This window comes from Paenibacillus glucanolyticus NBRC 15330 (genome assembly GCF_004000885.1).
Lineage (GTDB): Bacteria > Bacillota > Bacilli > Paenibacillales > Paenibacillaceae > Paenibacillus_AQ > Paenibacillus_AQ glucanolyticus.
Map to the genome: position 1 here is coordinate 78,506 of NZ_BIMC01000007.1, position 22,278 is coordinate 100,783.

The 22,278-nt window shown below is 50.3% G+C and carries 19 protein-coding genes and 1 pseudogene; 14 read left to right on the forward strand and 6 right to left on the reverse strand.

The genetic code is table 11. The annotated features are described in order from the left end of the window. The first annotated feature begins 73 nt into the window (after positions 1-73). The 4 genes from PGL02S_RS12975 (at position 74) to PGL02S_RS12990 (ending at position 3,538) form a co-directional block, all read left to right on the forward strand. Complete coding sequence (locus tag PGL02S_RS12975) at positions 74-658, forward strand: SurA N-terminal domain-containing protein (RefSeq protein WP_228029887.1); 585 nt, start codon at positions 74-76, stop codon at positions 656-658. Positions 659-755: 97 nt separating this feature from the next. Next, positions 756-1,517, forward strand: coding sequence for a stalk domain-containing protein (locus PGL02S_RS12980; RefSeq protein WP_036643854.1), 762 nt, complete (start codon positions 756-758; stop codon positions 1,515-1,517). A gap of 267 nt (positions 1,518-1,784) precedes the next feature. After that, complete coding sequence (locus PGL02S_RS12985) at positions 1,785-2,285, forward strand: sigma-70 family RNA polymerase sigma factor (protein WP_006207937.1); 501 nt, start codon at positions 1,785-1,787, stop codon at positions 2,283-2,285. Continuing rightward, positions 2,282-3,538 (forward strand): anti-sigma factor, encoded by a 1,257-nt coding sequence (locus PGL02S_RS12990; RefSeq protein WP_036643856.1) that lies wholly within the window; start codon positions 2,282-2,284, stop codon positions 3,536-3,538. The genes PGL02S_RS12985 and PGL02S_RS12990 overlap by 4 nt, the downstream gene beginning before the upstream one ends. A gap of 123 nt (positions 3,539-3,661) precedes the next feature. On the opposite strand, the gene PGL02S_RS12995 is transcribed toward PGL02S_RS12990, so the two are convergent. After that, positions 3,662-3,856 carry a hypothetical protein gene (locus tag PGL02S_RS12995; RefSeq protein ID WP_036643857.1) on the reverse strand — a complete coding sequence of 65 codons (195 nt, stop codon included), beginning with the start codon at positions 3,854-3,856 and terminating at the stop codon, positions 3,662-3,664. Positions 3,857-4,065: 209 nt separating this feature from the next. Here PGL02S_RS12995 and PGL02S_RS13000 point away from each other — a divergent pair, with 209 nt between their 5' ends. Further along, entirely contained in the window at positions 4,066-6,525 is a 2,460-nt protein-coding gene (locus tag PGL02S_RS13000) for a UvrD-helicase domain-containing protein (protein ID WP_036643860.1), read from the forward strand. Between the two features lie 86 nt (positions 6,526-6,611). On the opposite strand, the gene PGL02S_RS13005 is transcribed toward PGL02S_RS13000, so the two are convergent. Together PGL02S_RS13005 and PGL02S_RS13010 are read right to left on the reverse strand one after the other, a co-directional pair. Continuing rightward, a complete protein-coding gene (locus PGL02S_RS13005) occupies positions 6,612-8,339 on the reverse strand; it encodes a phospho-sugar mutase (protein WP_051449343.1) in 1,728 nt (575 codons plus the stop codon). A 43-nt stretch (positions 8,340-8,382) separates the two neighbouring features. Continuing rightward, positions 8,383-9,414 (reverse strand): LacI family DNA-binding transcriptional regulator, encoded by a 1,032-nt coding sequence (locus PGL02S_RS13010; RefSeq protein ID WP_228029888.1) that lies wholly within the window; start codon positions 9,412-9,414, stop codon positions 8,383-8,385. A 353-nt stretch (positions 9,415-9,767) separates the two neighbouring features. Here PGL02S_RS13010 and PGL02S_RS13015 point away from each other — a divergent pair, with 353 nt between their 5' ends. The 9 genes and pseudogenes from PGL02S_RS13015 (at position 9,768) to PGL02S_RS13055 (ending at position 19,842) form a co-directional block, all read left to right on the forward strand. Further along, the gene (locus PGL02S_RS13015) at positions 9,768-11,087 is read left to right on the forward strand and encodes an ABC transporter substrate-binding protein (RefSeq protein WP_036643862.1); all 1,320 of its coding nucleotides are present in this window, start codon (positions 9,768-9,770) and stop codon (positions 11,085-11,087) included. Between the two features lie 5 nt (positions 11,088-11,092). Beyond that, the gene (locus PGL02S_RS13020) at positions 11,093-11,971 is read left to right on the forward strand and encodes a carbohydrate ABC transporter permease (RefSeq protein ID WP_234972779.1); all 879 of its coding nucleotides are present in this window, start codon (positions 11,093-11,095) and stop codon (positions 11,969-11,971) included. Next, entirely contained in the window at positions 11,958-12,797 is an 840-nt protein-coding gene (locus tag PGL02S_RS13025) for a carbohydrate ABC transporter permease (protein WP_006207931.1), read from the forward strand. The genes PGL02S_RS13020 and PGL02S_RS13025 overlap by 14 nt, the downstream gene beginning before the upstream one ends. Positions 12,798-12,943: 146 nt before the next feature. Further along, on the forward strand, positions 12,944-14,584 hold the full coding sequence (locus PGL02S_RS13030; protein ID WP_036643865.1) for an alpha-glucosidase: 1,641 nt from the start codon (positions 12,944-12,946) through the stop codon (positions 14,582-14,584). A gap of 42 nt (positions 14,585-14,626) precedes the next feature. After that, positions 14,627-15,571, forward strand: a complete 945-nt coding sequence (locus tag PGL02S_RS13035; protein WP_006207929.1) for an MTP-1 family protein — start codon at positions 14,627-14,629, stop codon at positions 15,569-15,571. Between the two features lie 55 nt (positions 15,572-15,626). Next, positions 15,627-16,688, forward strand: a complete 1,062-nt coding sequence (locus PGL02S_RS13040) for a BtaManbiosPhlase (protein WP_006207928.1) — start codon at positions 15,627-15,629, stop codon at positions 16,686-16,688. A 345-nt stretch (positions 16,689-17,033) separates the two neighbouring features. Beyond that, positions 17,034-17,442: pseudogene (locus PGL02S_RS13045) on the forward strand (VOC family protein). A 287-nt stretch (positions 17,443-17,729) separates the two neighbouring features. Continuing rightward, positions 17,730-19,232, forward strand: a complete 1,503-nt coding sequence (locus PGL02S_RS13050; RefSeq protein ID WP_036643867.1) for an MDR family MFS transporter — start codon at positions 17,730-17,732, stop codon at positions 19,230-19,232. A gap of 4 nt (positions 19,233-19,236) precedes the next feature. Beyond that, positions 19,237-19,842 carry a PadR family transcriptional regulator gene (locus PGL02S_RS13055; protein WP_036643869.1) on the forward strand — a complete coding sequence of 202 codons (606 nt, stop codon included), beginning with the start codon at positions 19,237-19,239 and terminating at the stop codon, positions 19,840-19,842. 86 nt (positions 19,843-19,928) lie between these two features. On the opposite strand, the gene PGL02S_RS13060 is transcribed toward PGL02S_RS13055, so the two are convergent. The 3 genes from PGL02S_RS13060 to PGL02S_RS13070 all read right to left on the reverse strand — a co-directional run bounded on the left by PGL02S_RS13060 (position 19,929) and on the right by PGL02S_RS13070 (position 22,062). Beyond that, positions 19,929-20,759, reverse strand: a complete 831-nt coding sequence (locus tag PGL02S_RS13060) for an aldo/keto reductase (protein ID WP_006207924.1) — start codon at positions 20,757-20,759, stop codon at positions 19,929-19,931. A gap of 246 nt (positions 20,760-21,005) precedes the next feature. Beyond that, positions 21,006-21,377 (reverse strand): hypothetical protein, encoded by a 372-nt coding sequence (locus tag PGL02S_RS13065; protein ID WP_006207923.1) that lies wholly within the window; start codon positions 21,375-21,377, stop codon positions 21,006-21,008. Between the two features lie 100 nt (positions 21,378-21,477). Beyond that, positions 21,478-22,062 (reverse strand): nitroreductase family protein, encoded by a 585-nt coding sequence (locus tag PGL02S_RS13070; protein ID WP_036643872.1) that lies wholly within the window; start codon positions 22,060-22,062, stop codon positions 21,478-21,480. Positions 22,063-22,278: the final 216 nt, after the last annotated feature.

Consider the following 22,278-nt stretch of genomic DNA (forward strand, 5'->3'; position numbering starts at 1 on the left):
AACCTTTCAGGTTGATGAAACGTCTATATTAGTATTAAAGCTGCTATTTATTCATGCCAGGAGGATTGATAGCATGAAATTAAACCGTAAATTCATCACCATTCTCAGTGTCGCCGTAGCAAGCGTTCTGACGATAAGCACCATCCTGTGCTTTACCGATGCTTCCGATCACTCCGGCCAGAAACATCGCATGCGCGAAGATCTGAATGGACAGGCGTTGATTCAAGTCGGCTCCACCTACATCACGCGTACAGATTTATCCGCCTATAAGAATAACCTCACACAGAGCGACACGCCGCTGCCTGATGACTCCACACTCCTCAAAGAGATGGCAACAAAGGAATTGATGCTGCAGCTGGCTGACGACGAGGGCGTTGCAGCAAGCCTTCAGGATGGAGTTAAAAGAGCAAGGCAGCTTCGAAAGACGCTTGAGAGCCAGCCGCGGCAGGTGCAAGAGCAGCACTTGCGCATGCTGGATACGATGGGCATCAGCGAAGATCAATACTGGGAAGACTACTCCCCGCCTGAATATCGGGATATGTTATCAATCGAACGATTAGTGAATAAACTGACGACGGAGATGAAGACAAACCAGCCTGACACCATTACCAGTAAGGAGCAGTTGAAGGCTGATCTGTTGACAATTGGCTTTGGATGAACAGAGAACCGTCGTCTTTGATCCAGACATTCAATTGAGATAATACTGGATTGGTATATAATGGTGTAAAAATCCATAAACACCGTGGGAGGATATTATGAAAAAACGTTTCTCTTCTGTTCCTGCTTTTGCACTAGGCGCGATTGTCGGTGTGACGCTGACAGCGGGTACCGCCGTTGGCGCTGCTGTATATCTGAAAGCCGTCCCATCCCCTGCTAAAATTGTCGTGAACAGCTCGGAGGTCAAGCTGTCCGAACCTCCCGTTGTCATTCAGAACAAGCTGTATGTCCCTGTGCGGGACTTCTCGGAAGCGCTTGGGTATCAGGTCGGCTCTGTCGGTACCGAGGGGGTACGAATTATTCCAAAATCCTCGAACGGAGAGGCCATCCCGGTCGGCCCAACTGCACCTTCCGAGTCTGAAGGAGCACCTGCCCAAGAACGCCATTTGGTGAAAAATCTCGGGAAGCTGATCCAGGTCAACGGCGAATTGAATATGCAAAAGATTTATATTGTTATTGCTGCCGGGGAAGCCAGACTGTATTCCCAGGATGAAACAACCGGCAACGGGCTGCTGCACTATTTGATCGTAGACGGCGATTCCTCCCTATACGACCCGTTTGTTCAGATGGATGGGAAAGCCGGAGAGCTTGATTATAACCTGCGAAATTTCGACGGTCAGACACCGCTTCACCTGGCCGTCATCAACAAAAATGACTTTTACATCGACAAGCTGCTGAACCAGCACCATGTGGATGCCTCAATCCAAGATGCGTCCGGTAAAACGGCGCTGGACTATGCCGAAAAGGACAGCAAGCAGTACAAAGCGCTGACAGCTTACCTAGACAAGAACAGTAAGTGATACAAGGCGCTAACTGCTTGCCTAATGATATATGGATGCTGAATATCGCTTGCTTGAGCCCACTGCTTCTGGTGCTCAGGCACACTCCCTTGTCGTACCTACAGTTTGATACAAAGAGCCCGCTCAACTTGGCGGGCTTTTGCTTTTGCTTATTTGCTTTTACTTTTGCCTTTGCCTTTGCGCTTTTCGAGCTTGGGCCTGCCTCCATTATTATATCCCTTGTAACTTTTTGCTCCGGTTATACGTGTTTCATATAGAGAGGAGGACATGAAACTGAACAGTCTGGAGTCGATTTATCAACATTATGTGAAAGACGTTTACCGTTACTTGTACTCCCTCTCTTATGACCACCATACGGCAGAGGACCTGGTTCAGGAAACCTTCTACCGGGCTTATCTGTATCTGGAGGATTGGAAGGAAGAACGAATCAAGCCATGGCTATTTCGGGTTGCCCATAATGCTTATGTGGATTATCAACGCAAAGCCAGCCGCAGTACCGTGAAGGAAGCTGTTTTTTTCGAACAGGTGGTTGACCGTGATACGCCGGAGAACACCCTCCTACAGCAAGAAGTCCGGCATGAAATCGGCCAGATGCTGACGGCTATTCCGGAGAATCAGCGCCAGGCGATTATCTTGGTGGATTTTCATCAATTCACCTACCAGGAGGCGGCGGATATTATGGGCATCACCTTATCCCATATCAAGATTTTGCTATTTCGGGCCAGACAGCGGCTGCGAGACATGAAACGAAAGGAAGAGACGTTATGAGCGAAGAATTCAAGCAGCGACTGAAGGATTACGCAGACGGCCGTTTGAGTGACGAGGAAAAATTCGAAGTCGAGCGGGAAATGGAAAAGCTGGAAGAATACCAGGCTTTCCTGGATGAATGGATGGATAATACAGGCTCTAATAATGCTATGCCCAAGCGCCCCGACGATCAAAGCGCCCTCTCCCCCAAAAAAGAAAAGCGGATCGTCCGCCGAGGCAAATGGAGAGCACGGGTCTCCAACACGCTGACGGTATTATCCTTGCTTCTGATTGTTACGGTCATTAGTTCCATTGTAACGGCGCTATTTTATAGTGCTGGCGACCCGGACCGAACCGATAAATACCGGGATGCCATTGCTTCCGCCATCTCGATCTCCAAACCTAACATAGATGTTTCGCTAAGCAGTCAGGGCAAAACCTTCTTCAGTCAGGAAATGTCCGGGGACATGCTCAAACAAGTAGGGAGTGAACGGGTTGCAGTGGGTCAATACACCGTCAACTTCCTGTTTGGACTGCCGTCGGTCGAAATGGATTGGAGAGATGGCAGCTCGGGTTCGTCACAGATTTTCTATCGTCCAAAAGATAGCTCAGAGACTTCTTCTGCAGGCGAAGAGGAAGCTGAACGAGAAAAGCTTGAGGAACCAAAGAGCGGTGACTCTTCCACCAAGAGCGGTGACTGGTCCCGGCTTGAAAAACTGCCGGAGGGTACTGTAGCCGAGGCCTATGTTTCATTTAACCGTTTCTTCACAACCGACGAGCTGCTGAAGCAATTTGAGAACCGGAATATGGAGTCCGTCTGGTTTGCGGTTGACAACGGACCGGATACCCGATTCGGTGGGGAAGACGAAGTAATCTCGAATCCCATCGGCTTCCCGGCTTACCCTGTCTGGCATCATGACGACTTGACCGTGACCTCCTATAAGGAAGAAAAAAGAGGCTGGTTCGGCAAAGTCGTGTCCAGTGGCGGACACTACCCTTCAGTAGAAACCTACGGGGACGGGGAGCTTCGGAATGAGCATTTCAAGAAATCGCTGCGGCTTCTGCAGGAGTACAAACTGATTGCCGAGCGGGTTGCTCCGTTCGTGGACGTAGACGCTTCCTTAGCTTATGTGGAGCAAAACGGCGTTCACCTCTATGGCGCTGTCATAACCGGCCCCGTCAAGGAACTGCTCACCCTCCGGGAGGTCTCCTGGGTGCGTGACCTGCAGGTCGGGGAAGTACAGCTGTGGAATTGGAACGATTCACGTGAATGATGACTATCCTGTTACAGGAATTAGGATGAAATGACAGATCATATATCATCGTTACCTCATCCCGGGTCTCCCGCTTCTGAGAGGAATCCGGGATTTTTTTATTATTCATATAAATAATTCAGATCATAAAGGATCTTCATCCTTATCGCTGCTCTCATGCGACAAAGCCTCCATTCGCTGCTGCTTCTCCCGCTCCTCCCGTAATTTACGATCCCTCTCCATCGCTTCCGCAATGTAATCGCGCGGTTTAAGCTTGCCGTTTATGTGCAGCAGAATGCCGATGATAATGAGCTGTAATAATACAATAACAACCAGCATGTGGCCTCTCCTTTAGATTTCGCATGTTAAAATTTCTCCATCAATATAACACTTTCCGATCTATAAAGTTAGTCCTATTCACAGTATCAAGCTCCCTTTCAATGGCTGCCAGCCCATGTCTCATCCATATCCTGCGCTTTGCCAGACTTGCGAGAATCCGGTAAACTGGTTAAGACTATAACCGAAATACGAAATGATTGGTGAATTTCATGACATCCATACCCTTTTATAAACGCCCGTACGGCGGTGAGCGTCAGGATATTCCGTTTGCCAAGCTGGCTTCCTTCGAGAACAGCCAGGACCTGATCAGCGATGACGCGCCGGATGCGGCTTTTTTTCGCGGCTTGGAATCGCAGGGGCTGCTGCTGAACCGAGCCCAGATCCAGGCCGTACGACATACGCAAGGACCGCTGCTCACGCTTGCCGGAGCCGGCTCCGGCAAGACTTCCGTGCTGGTAAGCCGGACAGGCTACCTCATCGCTGCCCAGAGGGTCGATCCTGCTTCCATCCTGCTGGTCACCTTCTCATCCAAGGCAGCAGCCGAGATGAAGGAGCGTATTATGGCGCTTCCCGGCCTGAGAGCTAATGAAACCGCCAAGGTAACGGCAAGAACTTTTCACTCCTTTTTCCTGTACCTGCTGCGAACGCGAGGTTACAAACAAGAAATTCTCAGCAACTCCAGGCATCAGCAATTCATTATGAAGCGAATCCTGCGGGAAATGGGATTACAGGACAGCTACGAGGCGGAAACCCTGCTCTCGCTGTGGTCCGCTTACAGGATGAGTTTGACCGGTCTTGACGACTTGTCCGTGAAAACCCCTGCCGAAGTGGAGCAAAGACAAATCTTCGCCCGATATGAAGCATGGAAGGAAGATCATGGCCAGATGGATTTTGACGATATTCTGGTCTTATCCTACCGTCTGCTGTCTAATGACCCCGGACTTCTTGCCTCCCTTCAGCGGCGGTATCGTTATGTCATGGTCGACGAGTTTCAGGATACAGGACTGCTGCCTTATGAGCTGCTGAAGAAAATCGTCGCTCCCCACCGCAACCTGATGGTGGTCGGTGACGATGACCAGACCATATACGGCTTCAACGGCGCGCGCAACGAATTCATTCTGGAATTCGACCAGACGTTCCCCGGGGCCAAGGTGGTGACGCTGGATATTAATTATCGCTCCCTCTCCTCGATTGTCGGGCTCGGGAATGAAATGATTCGCGTCAATGAACGCCGCCGGCCCAAGCAGCTTCGGTCCACCCGCAAGAGCAGCGGCGTGCCGCTGTATCTTCGTCCCGGCGATCCCGACCAAGAAGCGGAGCTGCTCCTGACCCATATCACCGCGCAGGTTCAGGAGCATGGGAAGCCATATCGTGATCATGCGATTCTGTACCGGACCGCGAATAACAGCCGAGCGATCTTCGAGCAGCTCGTGATGCGGGAGATTCCGTTCATTCATTACGAGAACGGAGATCTGTTCTATGAGCAGTGGATTGTCAAACCGCTCATGGACCATCTGCGGCTGTCGCTGGACCGCCGCAATTTCACGGCGATGGAGGGTATGCTCCACACGCTTTACATCAACCGGGACAAGGGCATGGCCTTCATCCGGCAGCAGGATGCTCCGCGTCCCAAGAAAGGTCCTCTTTCCCACCTGCTCACGTTTCCCGGTCTTAAGGATTTTCAGATCGAGAATATAAGGACGCGCTCCAAGCTCATCAAGGGACTTAAGGCGATGGAGCCCCTTCAAGCCGTGCAGGAAATGAGGCGGCAATTCTACGACAAATTTCTGGAGGCGGACGAGCGTCAGGAGATGACCCTCCATAAGGAATTTATACAGGAGGGACTCGATGAACTGGAGGCTTCGGCAAAGCGCTTCAGCGAAATCAGCGAATTCGTCGAGTTTGTCGACCGGCTGATCATCGTTCATAAGGAAATGGCGGCTATGAAACGGGACGAGCACGCAGATGCGGTCCGGTTAATGACCATCCATAAATCCAAGGGGCTGGAGTTTCCCTCGGTCTGTCTCATCGGGGCAAGCGAAGGCATCCTCCCGCATACGTCGGCTCTGGATGCTGAGCGCAGGGACGATCAGCGCCCTCTATCGGGCAAAGAGGATAAGGCGCTTGACGCGCTGGAAGAAGAGCGGAGATTGGCTTATGTAGCCATCACAAGAGCACGGGATGAATTGATTATCAGTTCACCCGGCTTTTATCGGGGACGGAAAGCGGAGGTTTCCCGCTTCTTCCGGGATGTGTTCCTCACAGATGAACAGAGCAAGCAAGGCAACAGCATACCTGGCAAGGTCGGTGGATCGATGGCCCGCCCATCCTTTACGGCTAAACGGACGATTAGCATAGAAGCCTCGGCCAAGCACTCATCCCTGTCCCCTTCTGCCAGACCAGCCCTTGCGAGTGCTGCTGGCCATAGAAACCAGAGCTCGCGCTCGGTCTCGGCTTCCAGCTCGCTCAGTCAGACTGCCAGCGTTGCTACAGAGATCGTTGATGTGTGGCTGTGCACCAGCCCAAACTGTAAGGGCTGGCAGCGGGTCAGCACCCCTACCTCTGCTAACATACGAGACCGGGAGAACAAGTCCTGTCCCCTATGCCAATCGCCTATGAAACGGGGGCAAAAAGAGGTCCCGGTGCATCAAAGGCGCCCAAATTCGTAATGTTGGAAAAACATCATGATCAAAAAAGACTGAGCCTTCCCCGTTCTTCATCGAACGGTCAGGTTCAGTCCTTTATTCTACTTTCTCTATTTCTGAAACGGCTCGATATAGGCATCAATTCGAGCCATGACATCTTGAGTAAGCGCAGCGATCCTCGCCTGTGCCTCCTCATTGGTGCTTCCCTGAGCTGCAAAATACATCTTGATCTTCGGTTCCGTGCCGGATGGGCGAAGACAGAACCAGCTTCCATCTGCGAGACGGAACTTCAGCACATTCTCTTGCGGCAGATCATACAGTCCCAGGCTGAAATCCTCGATTTGACTAAGCTCGATACCCCCTACTTCATTTGGTGCCGATTCGCGCCAAGCGCTCATGATGCCCCCAATCAGCTGTACGCCTTGAATGCCCTTAAGCGTTCTGGTCTCCAGCTTCTCGGCAAAATAGCCATAGGTATCGTAGAGTTCCTGGAGCACTTCATATAAGGACTTGCCCTGCGCTTTATAATAAGCGCCAGCCTCCGCAATGAGCATTGCGGCAACGACAGCGTCCTTGTCACGGGCATAATTACCGGCAAGATAGCCGTAACTCTCCTCATAGCCAAAAATACATTCAAATTCTCCGGTTTTCTCAAACTGCGTCATTTTCTCACCAATATATTTAAACCCGGTCAGCGTATTAAATACGGACATTCCATAAGCTGCTGCTATGGCAGCTCCCATCTCACTGGTTACAATCGTTTTGATGATAGCACCGTTCTCCGGCAGCGTTCCTTTTTGCTTCATGGATTCTAGCAAGTAGTGCAACATGATAGCGCCCGACTGATTACCGCTGAGGATAAAATACTCCTCTTGATCGTCTTGAATCACAGCGCCCATACGGTCGGCATCCGGATCGGTACCGAGGATGAGGTCGGCGCCGCACGCCTTAGCCTGGGTGATGGCCAACTCAAACGCGGCATGCTCTTCCGGATTAGGCGATTGTACGGTTGAGAAATCGGCATCCGGCTGCTCTTGTTCGGGCACGATATCCACATGCTGAAATCCAAGATGCTGCAGCACTGCACGTACGGGAACATTACCAGTTCCGTGCAGGGGCGTAAATACAATCCGGTAATCGCCGCTCGCTTCACGAATGATTTCGGGATTTTGGCTCACACCTGCAACAGCAAGGGTATACGCATCATCAATCTCTTGGCCGAGCCATACGAGCAAGCCCTGGGCTTCGGCCTCTACCCGATCCAGCTTAACGATCTCCTCGAAAGAGCCGATGCGTCCGATCGCTTCGATTACCCTGGAGGCCGTATCGGGTGTGATCTGCCCGCCATCCGCACCGAACACTTTATATCCGTTGTATTCCGGTGGATTGTGGCTGGCCGTAATGACTATTCCCGCCTCCGCATTCAGATGCCGAACCGCATACGACAGCTCAGGTGTCGGACGAAGTGAATCGAATACATAAGCCTTAACGCCATTCCCGGCAAACACCAAAGCGGCTTCAAGCGCAAACTCCGGTGAGAAATGCCGGGAGTCGTAAGCGATTACTGCTGAAGGCGATTCATACTCCTCTTGCAGCACAGCAGCAAGTCCTTGCGTCGCTTTTCCCACGGTATAAATGTTGATTCGATTAGTGCCTGCGCCGATGACTCCCCGGAGTCCCCCGGTTCCGAATTCCAGATCCTTATAGAAACGATCTACGATTTCATTCTCGTTATGCGTTAATTCGCGAAGCTCGTCCTTGGACCCTTCGTCAATTACCCGGCTGCTCAGCCATTGTTCGTAAGCCTGTATCGCTCGTTCTTGAGTTTGAATGGTCATGCTAAACTCAGCCTCCATCTTGGGAATCATCCGTTCATTATAGTCAATCGCGCGGGGCTGCCGTTGAATCGCGCTCAATGAGTGTTGTCGGCAGCAGCAGCTCCATGTGCGGCGCATCGGGCTGCTTCATTCGCCAGAACAGCTGCCGGATCGCTGTTTTACCGAACAGACCGAGATCTACCCCCATGGTGGTGGTCTTCGGCGTAGCCAATCTGGATAGCTGGCCATTATCAAAGCTGATAATCGAAATATCGGCCGGAATATGATAACCCATATTACGAATGGTGGAATTCACGATAAAACCAAGACCGTCATTCACACAGAACCATGCGGTTGGCTGTTCATCCAGCTCCTGCAGCCGCTTCTCCATAAACTCCTGATCTTCCTGCGCATCGCTAAGAATCCAATTCGGTTGGAGTTCCATCCCAAGTTCATAGTGGGCAAGTCTGAATCCTTCAAGGCGTTCGTAATAGCTTGGAGAGAAGGACGTATTTCCAACAAAACCAATGTCTCTATGTCCGAGCTCGTAGAGATGTTTAACGACATGATAGGCACTGAACCGGTTGTTCGTAAGAATAGCATCGGCCTGCACTTCGGGATGGTGATGATCGATAAGCACGGTAGGAATCCCCGTGTCGATTAGCGTGTTCATATATTCGGTACTGAGATGCGAGAGGATCAGAATCCCGTCCACTTCTCTTCCCTCAATAAAAGGGGGGAGCGTCTGATCCTTCATCATCTGCTGGGAAATGGATTGAATGAGCAGCTTCTTCCCTCTCTTCTGCACTTCATTTTCTATCGTAAGGTAGATTTCCCCGAAAAAGCCCCGCATCGAGAAGGCAAAATCCGTTGCTACAAGAGCAATACTGCCTGTAGATTCTTCCTTGTCCTCCTGGTCCGGGAATCGTTTGCGATTACCCGTATAGACATAGCCTAACTCATCCGCCGCTTGAATGATGAGCTTGCGCGTCTCCTCGCTGACACCGCCTTTACCTGATAGTGCTTGCGAAACCGAGTTCTTGGAGATTTGCAAGTGGTCTGCGATATCCTGCATCGTAATTTTTGGCTTAGTCAAGGATAACGTTCCTTTCTCTTTATAGTAAGAATAGTTGTATAGGGTGAATGGATTCTCATCATACTATACCGAAAACCATCAGAGATTTGAAAGCTTCTTGGCTTAACATTACAAACATTATTTTAACATTACAAGTTTAATGTGTAAAGTGATATATTTGTGTAATTTACCTCACAGGAATTAATTGTTTGTTGTATTCTACATGATAAAGCGTTGACAAAAGCATGATTCATGAATAATAATGTTGATATAACGCTTTCAGTAATGAGTAATTTTATTTTGTAACGTTACAAAGATAGCGATTTAAACTTCCGTTAATGGAAGACACATTGCATTTGGGAGGAAGGGTCAACATGAAAAAATCAAGAGTTTCTTTGCTTCTGGCAATTACATTGGTAGGTGGAACGGTCCTCGCAGCTTGTGGTAATGGCGGCGGCAGCGGGGGGCAAAGCGCTGATGGTGTAACTACCGTTGAGTTCTGGGCCGCTCCTAACCCGCCGCAGCAAGCATTTTGGCAAGATATGGCCAAAGAATACGAAGCTGTGAATCCGGACGTAAAGGTTAACGTTAGCGCCATTAAAGAATCACCAAGTTCCGAAGCGAGTATTCAGGCTGCCATTGCTGGCGGGAATGCACCGACGGTAGCAGAGAATATCAATCGTGGATTCGCTGCGCAGCTATCCAACAGTAAAGCGCTGGTCGCTCTTGATGAACTGCCGCAATTTAAAGAGATGGTAGAGTCCCGTAACATGGCGGAAACGATTGCCCCTTGGGAATTTGCAGACGGCCATCAATATGTACTGCCGATCTACTCTAACCCGATGCTCATTGGCTGGCGTACCGATTTCCTCAAAGAAATCGGATATAATGAGCCGCCTCAAACCTACAGTGAGGTTCTGGAAGCAACAGCGAAGCTGAAAGCAAAATATCCGGATAAATATATGTGGGCCAAAGGCGCTGACCTTGCGGACCCTACAGCTTGGAAACGCTGGTTTGACTTCTTCCTGCTCTACAATGCAGCTTCAGACGGCAACAAATTCATTGAAGGCCAAAACCTGGTTGCTGACGATAAAGCCGGCGTTGAAATGCTGACTTTTGTCGATGATCTTCGCAAGGCTGGCGGCATATTGGCCCAGAATGCAACCGATCCATTCGAAACCGGCGCCGGTGTGTTCACTGATATCGGTCCTTGGACATTCGATATGTGGGCAACGAAGTATCCTGAACTTAAATATGGAGAGAACTTCACCCTGACCCTGCCTCCGGTTCCGGATCATATGGATCCGGCCAATGCCAAAACCTATGCGGATGCAAAAGGCCTCGTGATTTTCTCCGGTGCTCCTGAAGCGTCGCAGCAAGCTGCTGCCGAATTCTTGAAATGGGTTTATGCCAATGAAGAAAATGACGTGAAATGGTTTAAGCAAACCAACCTGCCGCCGGCACGTGATGATCTGAATGAAGTGGAAGGCTTCAAGCAGATCCTCGCTGAAAAACCGGAGCTGGCTCTGTATGCGGAAGCGGTATCCAAAGGCGTTCCTGCCATGGATAATCCAAAATTCAATGAACTGCAAACTTTAATTGGACAAGAGGCCTTCAATAAGGTCATTCGCGGCGAAATCGATCCGCAAACCGGTTGGAATAACATGAAGAAAGCGATTGAAGGTGAACTTTAATCATGATTAATAAGCAAAATAATAAGTTGGGCTGGCTTTTCGCCAGTCCCTACATTATTTTCGGACTGGTATTTTTTCTGGGACCACTGCTTTGGTCCTTGTACCTTTCTTTTACGAATTGGGATCTTATCGCCCCCGAATTTGATTTTGTGGGACTGGACAATTTCCGAAAAGCCATGGCAGCGCCCGGTGTGCAATCCGCCTTCTGGGTGACTTACAAATTCATGATGCTGTTTGTTCCACTGGTAACCGCCATGTCGCTGGCCGTAGCCGTTGTTATTCAGGGATTGCCTAAATTCAAAAGCGTATACCTGATCGGGTTCTTCCTGCCGTATCTATCCTCAGGAGTTGTTGCATCCCTGATCGTACAAGGCTTTCTATCTTACAACAGCCCGGTCAACGAGTTCTTAAGAGGCACCTTCGGGATTAATATCGACTGGCTCGGCTCACCTTTCTCTGCACTGTTTATCGTCGGTTTGATTCTGGCCTGGAAGTTCACAGGTTATTATGCGTTGATCCTGACGTCGGGTCTTGAAAGCATTGACAAAGAAGTTTATGAAGCAGCTGCCATTGATGGGGTAAGCGACAGACAGCGCTTCTGGAAAATCACACTGCCGCTCTTGTACCCTGCCCTGTATACAACACTCATTCTTTCGTTCGGCGTAACCTTCGGCATCTTTACAGAAGTTTACCAGCTGACGGGTGGCGGACCGAACTTCGCAACCAATACATGGCAGATGGAAATCTTTAATCAAGCCTTTACGAATCTGCAAGCAGGATATGCATCCGCGATTGCCATTATGGCATCGATTGTCACGTTCATCTCGATCTTCGTGATTCGTAAACTGCTGGAAAGCTGGGGGAAACGAAATGGTTGGGTCTAAGAAAAATAGTAAACGTCGTCTCGCGAGCCGCTATGTACTGGCCACCCTTCTGCTTCTCGTCATGGTGTACCCCTACTTGTACATGGTGCTCAACTCGTTTGCGGATTGGGCACAAGTGGACAGGCAGCTCGTTCCAAGCAAATTTTCTTTAAAATCCTATGAATGGCTCCTGACCGGCGGCGAGGTCGGCATTGCCCGTCCCTGGATGAATGCATTCTTCAACAGCGTCATCGTTTCAGTTGCCTCCACCTTCCTTATGATGTTGTTCGGAATCATGGTAGCCTATGCGCTGTCCAAATTGAAATTCCGCGGACGCGATACCGTGAATAACTTCGTGTTATTCCATATGTTCTTCCCGGCGATCATTCTGCTGATTCCAAACTTCCTCATCATCCAGAAGGTAGGACTTTACGATACGTACTGGGCCATGATCATTCCTAAGGCCGTCAGTTTATGGGCGATTTTCATGTACACCAACTTCTTTAAAGCTGTTCCGGATGCCTTTATTGAAGCAGCGAAGCTGGATGGCGCATCGGATTTTAAAATTTTGTACAAAATCATGCTGCCCATGTCCAAGTCCATAACCGCGGTTATCTTCCTGTTCTTGCTAATGGAGCGCTGGACAGAGCTTCTATGGGATATGATCGTTGTTCGCAGCGACAACATGCTGACACTCAACGTTCTCTTGTCCCAGATGTTCGGACCGTATGGCAGTTATCCTGGTCCGCTGTATGCTGCATCCGTCCTGCTCACCGTGCCGATTATTATCATGTTTGCAATCTTCGGCAAAAAGTTCAAGGAAGGCATGCAGTTCAGTCTCAAATAAAAACAGGATATTTTCGAAATAACGTCCGATGGCTGCAGGAAGCTCGTTTAAGAGGTCTGTACTTTACATTACAACCTGCTATTCGGGCTTCTTCTTAAATAAAGGGTGAAAACAGAAAACACCTTTCATCCGGGAGTGGAGAACGTATGGATCGATATCCAAAAAAGTGGTGGCAGGAAACCGTCTTTTATGAAATTTATATGCCCAGCTTCTGTGATGGCAATGGGGATGGCATCGGAGATTTCCCCGGAATCACATCCAAGCTGGATTACCTGGAGGAGCTAGGAATCGGCGGGATATGGCTGACTCCCTTCTATCTGTCTCCCAAGATCGATAACGGCTACGATATTTCAGACTATTACGCGGTCGATCCGCAATATGGGACGATGGCAGACTTCGATTATTTCATTCATGAGGCTCATCAGCGGGGCATCCGGGTCATTGTGGATCTTGTGCTGAATCATACTTCATCTGCCCATGCCTGGTTTCAGGAATCCAGATCCTCTCGCCTCTCTCCGAAACGCGACTGGTATATTTGGAAGTCTCCTGATGAACAAGGCGCACTGAATAACTGGGAATCCTTTTTCGGCGGAAGCGCCTGGGAATGGGATGAAGGCACGGGGCAGTATTACTACCATGCCTTTGCGAAGGAACAGGCTGATCTGAACTGGGCCAACCCGGAAGTCCGCCGGGCGATGAAGGATGTTATGGGATTTTGGCTGGAGAAGGGAATCGACGGCTTCCGGCTTGATGTCATCAATTTTCTTAAAGTCTCGGGCGAATTCCTGGATAATCCGGTAGATGAGAAAGGCAGACAGGTCCATCGATACGATCAGAACCAGGATGGGATCCTGGAGGCGATCGGCGACATTTGCGGCTATGTGCATGAACGGGAAGGCATTTTTATGGTAGGTGAAGTCGGCTCTGAGGATATGGACATCCTGCGCCGATACAGCGGCAGCGGTCTGCTCGATGTGGTGTTTAATTTCAATCTGGGCAGCCAGGAACGATTCCGGCCAGCGGATTTATATCGAGAGCTCCAATTGATGGAAGACCAACATACATCTGACCAGCTTCCAACCTTGTTCTTCAGCAGCCATGATATGCAGCGCCACATTTCGAGATTCGGCGAAGGTAATACGGAGCTGGAAGAACAGAGAGCCAAGCTGATGGGAGCCCTTATGTTAACCGCGAAGGGTATCCCCTTCCTCTATTATGGCGATGAGATCGGGATGAGAAACCATATCGCGCACCGAATCCAGGATATGCGGGATATTCAAGGCATCAGCCATTATGAGATCGCCCATAAGAATGGAAAAACGGAAGAAGAAGCATTAAGCATCGCCCGGGCCAAGAGCCGCGATTATTCCCGTTCCCCCATGCAGTGGAATGGAAGCCGTTACGGCGGTTTCTCGGAAGCGGCACCCTGGATCGGGATGGGTCCCGGGCACGAACGGATTCATACGGAAGCGCAGCGGGAGCAGCCAGATTCCATTTATTCTTTTTATAAAAAGCTGCTCTCGCTCCGAAGCCGATATCCGGCCATCGCGGCCGGTGAATACGTTAAACTCGAACGATTGACAGGTGACGCAATCGCATATACCAAACGCTCCGGTAGCGATGAAGCCGTCATCGTGCTCCAGTTCGGGAGCGAGCCGCTTAGGCTGGACCTCTCCTATTGGTCCGATAAGAAGCTGGAGATGGCAGCGGCTAGTGACGAGATTGTACCGATCGGCGGGTCTCTTATCGAAATCCCCCCTCATACGGCAGTGGTCTGGCTTTCCTAGGACGCAATTATTATATGGTTTATATAAGGAGGCTGCATGACAGTGGCAATGAATAAATCCGCAGTGAAAACATGCAAAGTGCTGTTGCAAGAATATCAAGACAGGAAGTCTAACGTTCAAAACCCGGTTAAACTGCATTTTACCGGCGTAGGCGACAAAGACGTGTATAACATCACGGCTCCATTCCGGATCGATGGGGTCACCGTGATTGCAGGCCGGGTGGAATCGCGGGACAGCGAGCATTCGGAAATTCACTTTTTTATGGAAAAGGACGGGGCTTGGATGCCCCTGGGGGGCGCACCTGTCCTCACGCTGCAGGATCCGTTCTTTACCTTCATCCAAGGCGAACTGGTGCTGGGGGGCGTTGAGATCTTCCCGCATCCTGCGATGGAGAATGCGCTGATGTGGAGAACCGTGTTCCGGAAAGGCAAAACGCTGAATGAGCTCTCCCCTTTCTTCACAGGCCCCGATGCAATGAAGGATCTACGCCTCGCGGAGCTGGTAAGCGGTGAGATTGGCGTGTTCACCCGTCCTCAAGGTGAAAAAGGCGGCCGGGGTAAAATCGGGTTCACCAAGGTAAAGTCGCTGGATGATGTGACGGTAGAGCTTGTGAACGATGCTCCTCTCTTGCCAGATCAATTTATCGATTCAGAATGGGGCGGGGCTAACGAACTGCACATTCTGAGAAATGGGCTTGTCGGCGTACTCGGTCATGTGGCCAGCTTCGATGAAGCCGGTGATCGCCACTATTATCCCATGGTGTTTGCCCTCGACCCGCAGACTGGCGAATTCAGTGATATGGAATTGATTGCTGTACGTGCCGAATTCCTGTCGGGGGAAACCAAGCGTCCGGATCTGGCTGACGTCGTATTCAGCGGAGGTCTCGTTCGCCATTCGAACGGAACCGCCGATCTCTATGCCGGAATCAGCGATGCCGAAGCACATCGCATCACCATTCAGGACCCGTTCCTCAAGTTCGAACAGTAACATTACAGCCGTTCTCATATAAAAAAAACGCTTATTTGGATAGGGGTAAACAACCATGAATATATACAGATATGAGGAGAACCCTCTCATTACACCGGCTGATGTGAAGCCGTATCATGAAGGTTTTGAAGTAATTGGCGCTTTTAACGCAGGCGTAGCCGAATATAACGGTGAGGTGCTGTTGCTGCTCCGCGTTGCGGAACGTCCGGTCAGTGCTGACCCGATGATTGTCAAAGCGCCTGTATTCAACGCAGCAACGCAGAAGCTGGATATTTTGGAATTCCGTACCGATGATCCGCGTTATGACTTCTCAGACCCTCGCGTCATTCGCAATGTGAATCACAGCGCCACCTTCGAATATCTGACATCCTTGTCTTATATTCGAGTGGCTCGCAGCAAAGATGGACATCGATTTACCATAGATGACAAGCCGCTGGTCTATCCAGCGCAGTCGCTGGAATCCTTCGGTATCGAAGATCCACGCGTCACGCAAATTGGGGATACGTATTATATCTACTTCTCCGCCGTGTCCCCGGTCGGTGTCGGTGAATCGATGGTATCCACACAGGATTTCGTGAACTTCACGCATCACGGGATGATATTCGGACCGGACAACAAGGACGTGCTGATCTTCCCCGAGAAGATAGGCGGCAAATACTATGCGCTGCACCGCCCGACCACAAAGAGTACGGGTAATCCGGAAATGTGGATTGCAGAATCCGATAACCTCTTGTACTGGGGCAACCATAAACATCTTGCCGGACTCCGTGACGGCATGTGGGACAGCGGCCGTATGGGCGGCGGAGCCGTGCCATTCCGCACGGAAAAGGGCTGGCTGGAGCTCTACCATGGCGCAACGCTCGATCACCGCTACTGCATGGGCGCCCTGCTGCTGGATCTGAACGATCCATCCAAAGTAATTGCCCGCTCCAATCATCCGATCATGGAGCCGGAAGCCGATTATGAGAAGAACGGTTTCTTCGGAGACGTGGTCTTCTCCTGCGGCGCGCTGGTGGATGGCGATGTCGTGAAGATGTATTACGGCGTAGCCGATACGTCCATGGCTTGCGCTGAGCTGAGCGTGAAGGGAATTTTGGATAGCCTGACTTACGAATAAGATGTCTGCCTGTCCAACAGGCCCTGCTGATAGCAGTACCGCATCATGATTGTTGACACAGCAGCATGAAGATAACACCACTGCGTGATGTTGACACCCAAACCAAGGCCAGCTTTAGCAGGTCTTGGTTTTTTGGCATCTGCATGATTATATTGATAACAATGCAGTTGGAAGCCGGATTGACTTAGCCGGGGAAGTAAAGCTGCTGATCCCCAAGGATAACATCCGGGTTTATTTCTCCGATTTTGCAAATATATATATGGAAGCGTATACAAAATGGGCTACAATTGTCTTATGAAATCATCTGATCTCAAGCTTATATTCATACCGAGGAGGAATGCCGTCATGATTAAAGGAATCGCCCATCTGGCGTTTTGATGTTGCCGATATGGAGAAGTCCCTGCATTTTTACTGCGACGTTCTTGGCTTTACCCGCGCTTTTGATATCCCGAACGATCAGGGCGAGCCATGGATTGAGTACATTAAGGTGTGTGATGGACAGTTTATCGAGTTGTTTTACGGTGGTCAAAATAAACCGGCACATGTACAGCGGCCTGTCGGGTTCTTCCATCTCTGTCTTGAGGTTGAAGATATCGACAGCTTGGCGGAGCATCTTCGCAAGCGGGGCATAACACTCGACGTTGAACCCGTTCAAGGGAAAGACTTCAATATGCAGTGCTGGGCCAGGGACCCGGACGGTAACCGGATCGAATTCATGCAGCTAGATGCCAGATCCCCGCAGATGAACAGCTGAATACACTCGCTCTCATCCTGTTATCACACGAAATACCGCATAGGAATAACAAAATTTCTGCTAGGCAGCTTGATGTAAAGATACGCTCTGGCAGCTGCTTGATTGCGTTACAAGGTCATCCCGCAATTAGGGGGTTGGCCTTGTTTTTTCTTGTCCAGAATGTAAGGACAGGCAGTGCCATTAAACATCTTGCCAACATCTGCTAATCCGGCTACAATATAACCACCGAATTATTCAAATTTGAATAATATATACATAGTTGAATATGGAAAAGGAGTATTCTTAACATGAATGCACAACAAAGCAACATCAAATTGGTCGTGGCCGGTCTGCTGCTGGGCATCTTCATGGCCGCCATCGATAACACGATTGTAGCCACGGCTTTATCGACGATTATCCGCGATCTTCAGGGCTTCGACCAAGTCGTCTGGGTAACCTCGATCTACATGGTTGCCGTAATGGCCGGCACACCGATCTTCGGCAAGCTGTCCGATATGTACGGGCGGAAACGGTTCTTTATATTCGGGCTGGTTGTCTTCCTGATCGGTTCCGCCCTCTGCGGGATGGCCAACAACATGACAGAGCTTATTATTTACCGGGCGATTCAAGGAATCGGCGGCGGTGCTCTTATGCCGATTGCGTTTACCATCGTGTTTGACCTGTTCCCGCCGGAGAAGCGCGGTAAAATGACGGGTTTGCTCGGTGCCGTATTCGGTACCTCCAGCATTATGGGACCGCTGCTGGGTGCTTTTATTACCGATAGCGTTGGCTGGGAATGGATATTCTACGTCAACGTTCCAATCGGGATCGTATCCTTTATTTTCATCATGACTTCCTATAAGGAGACCCGTTCCCATGCCAAGCAGAAGATTGACTGGACGGGAGCCGCAACACTTGTAGGTGCCATCATCTGCCTAATGTTCGGTCTGGAGCTGGGCGGGCAAACCTTTGCATGGGACTCACCGCAAATTTTGGGCTTATTCGGGGGATTCATTGCCCTGTTCGTTGTGTTTCTCTTCGCGGAGACCCGGGCAGCTGAGCCGATCATTTCGTTCCAGATGTTCCGCAAGCGCCTGTTTGCCTCGAGCAATATCGTGGCCTTGTTCTATGGCGCAACCTTTATCGTGGCAACCATCTACATTCCGATCTTTGTTAGCGGAGTGTATGGCGGAACCGCAACCAATTCCGGCCTCATTCTGATGCCGATGATGCTCGGCAGCGTTGCCGGCAGCCAAGGCGGCGGTATGCTCACAACTCGAACTTCGTTCAGGAACATTATGATCCTGTCGGTGTTTTGCTTTATTGCGGGTATTTTCTGCCTGAGCACGATAAATCCTGATACGCCTCGCTACCTGTTGACGATCTTCATGGTCCTGACCGGCTTTGGCGTCGGGTTCTCGTTCTCCACCCTGAGCATGGCCTCCATCCATAACTTCGATGCCAGACAGCGTGGTGCAGCCACTTCGACGAACTCCTTCCTCCGCTCGTTCGGCATGACGGTCGGGATCACCATTTTCGGTATCATTCAGCGCAATGGCCTGAACAGCCGACTTGCTGAAGCCGCAGGGAATGCACCGGCCGGTGTCCCGCTGAATGCGGATGTGGTGCTTTCGCCCGAGGTGATGGGCCAGCTTCCTCCGAACGTACGCGAGCAAGTCACGGTTTCATTGGCCGATTCCATCGCAAATACGTTTATGTGGGCGCTTGTGCCAGCGGTGCTGGCTCTGGTGTTTGTGCTCATGATGGGCAACGAACGGGTGGCCGTTCCTAGTAAGGCCAAGGGAGCCTAGTGGAATGTCGATGAAACTAGCCATTCTGGGTTTGCTGCTGGAGGGTGACTATCATCCGTACGAGATCCGGATCAAGATGAAGGATCGCGGGATGGATCAGTATACCAAACTTCAGATGGGCTCTCTCTATTACGCAGTAGACCGGCTCGCCGAGGACAGATGCATTGAGGCGGTCGAAACCATACACAGCGACAGCCGGCCGGACAAAACCATCTACCGGATCACGGATGCCGGACGCAAGCTTTTTGAACAGCTGCTGCTCAAGAAATTCAGGGACATCGAGCCTGTGCACCACCCGCTCTATATCGCCCTGCCTTTCTCACGCCACGCAGACCCAGCCGTACTTGCCCCTATCCTGCAATCCCGTATCCGGGATGCGGAGCATCGGGTGAATCATGCGTACCAACTGTATGAGGAACACAAACATATCGTTCCCCGCAGCGCCCAGCACCTCATGATCGGGCTGTATGAACACGCCAGGACCGACTTGAACTGGCTAAAAAGACTGCATGAAGACCTCGTGCAAGGAAAGCTTGGCACGATAGGCGAACCGCTGTTTCCGGAGGATGCCTCCGATGAGGAGGATCGCGGAGCCGATTCATCCCTGTAGGTCCTATCTCGGAATATGCAAAAAAAGAGCGAGAACTTCCCGTCAAAAGGGTTGTACTCGCTCTTTTTATAAGATAGAGGCAGATTCTAGAACAGGAATTCGTCCGGATTGGAGCCAAAACGTTTGTTTTGGTTCAAACCGTCAATGGCCGCCATATCCGCTGCAGAAAGCTCGAAATCAAAAATGCCGGCATTCTCACGGATACGATGGTCTTTAATCGATTTTGGAATGACAATAATACCATTCTGAATATCCCAGCGCAGAATGACTTGCGCCGTTGTTTTTCCGTATTTCTCCGCGATCTGGGCCAGCACCGGTTGATCCAGGTTGCCTTGCATCAATGGACTCCATGCTTCCAGAACGATATGATTCTCGCGCGCGTACCCCAGGAGCTCCTTCTGGGAGAGCAGCGGGTGCAATTCCACCTGGTTCACAACCGGAACAACGCCGGTGTCCTCCATGATATGCTGCAAGTGGCGGATTTGGAAGTTGCTGACGCCGATGGAACGGACAAGTCCTTCCCTTTGCAGATGAATCAAGGCCTTCCACGTATCGAGGTATTTATCTTTTCCCGGCCAGTGCACGAGGTACAGATCAATGAAATCCAGTCCCAGCTTCTTGCGGCTCGTCTCAAAAGCTTGCAGGGTCTTCTCATAACCCTGGTCTTCATTCCATACCTTGGTTGTGATGAACAGCTCGTCCCGCGAAACGCCGGATTCGCGAATAGCTTGCCCCACGCCCTCTTCATTGCCATAGACAGCTGCTGTATCGATGCTGCGGTATCCTGCAGCGATTGCTGATTTTACGGATTGAATAACCTCTTCGCCTTCTTTGGTCTTCCATACGCCGAGGCCCAGCCACGGCATTTTGACGCCGTCATTTAAAGTAGGTCCATCGGTAAAAGTTTGATTGGCCATTGAAGAAATCCCTCCCTGATGTGTAATACTGCGGTTAAAAGCCGCTCTCTTAAGTATATCAAAAGCCCAGTATCCCGCTCAATGTTACATCACATGCCAGGGCTTCATGTTCGGTTTGTGTTTTTTTCCATCTGATCCGGTTGTGATCACGCTTATTAGAGAAAAAAGGGCCGTCCCCAGCAGCCATCAGCCACTTCCAGGTCCAGCCCTTGATTCTTATAATTTGCATGTGCATGCAGCAGGAATCTAATATTTGCGTTTGAAAATCCCAAAACTCAGCAGCCCGCACGATACCATGAACAGATACGGCCCCGCAGCAGCCCCTCTGATTGTCTGCCCAAAAAAATCAACCGTTTTGGACGATACGTACATCATGGTCAAGATAATCGCTGCAAGCGCAAAAGCGTATGCAATAATCTTGTTCATCTTCTTCTCGCGAACCACTTTCAGAAATGGATAGATAAAACATACTATGAAAAACGCGCCGCCCTGCAAAAAGCCGTTCTCTGCAGCCACGCCAATATCCAGCCATTTAAAAAAGAAGGAAGCCAGCGCTAAACAGGTTGCTATAAAAATAAGTTTACTGCCCAGATCCCACAACTTGAATCGAAATTTCATCCATGTACACTCCCCTAGTGTCAATCGCCCGGATGCCATTACACCCTTCGACAAACTTAGGGTTAATTATACCGGATTTTCGCTGCCGAGGGTAGATAAACTACAGGTCTGCAGCACTATTCAGCCATACGGTCTTATTCGCTGCCGGTTGACGTTTTCCTTGCTTCGGCTCCATATCCGGATATCCGATGTACAGGAAGCCCAGCATTTTATCGTCTGGTTTCAAACCAAACGCTTGGTTCATCAGGGCATGAAAGCACGGCTCACCCGTTCTCCACACGGCACCAAGACCAAGCTCATGGATTTGCAGAAGCATATTCTGAGTTGCTGCAAACACCGCTCCGTACTCTTCAAGCTCAATCACCTTCGGGTCCGTGGAAGGCTCAACCGCCACACCGATGACAAGCGGTGCACGATAGGCCTTCGTGCGTCCCGATTCACGAGCTGCAGCTACCACCTCATCGCTGGTATCGTCGCCACCTGCAACCTGTATGTCTCCAAGAGCATTACCCAGCACGTCCCGTCCCTCTCCTTGCATCACAAAAAACTTCCACGGCTCCGTGAGCTTGTGGTTCGGCGCCCAGGTCCCTGCTTCTAAGATTTGCTCAATCCATTCCTGCGGCACGGCGTCAGGCTTGACTTTGCCAAGGCTGCGGCGCGTACGGATCGCTTCACTTACATTCATATCTGATTCCTCCCGAGCTATATATAGTTGATCTTTTTTACATACTCCTAATTGAGAGTCTATCTCAATTATAACAAAAAGAGAAGAGGAACTGCTGCGGAGTCTATCAACCACATTTCATATATAAATTGACCAGCAGAAAATTAACTGGACCTTTTCACTACGAAACCGCTATCTCATTACCTAGTATTATTGTAATTTCCCCCTCTATTTTAC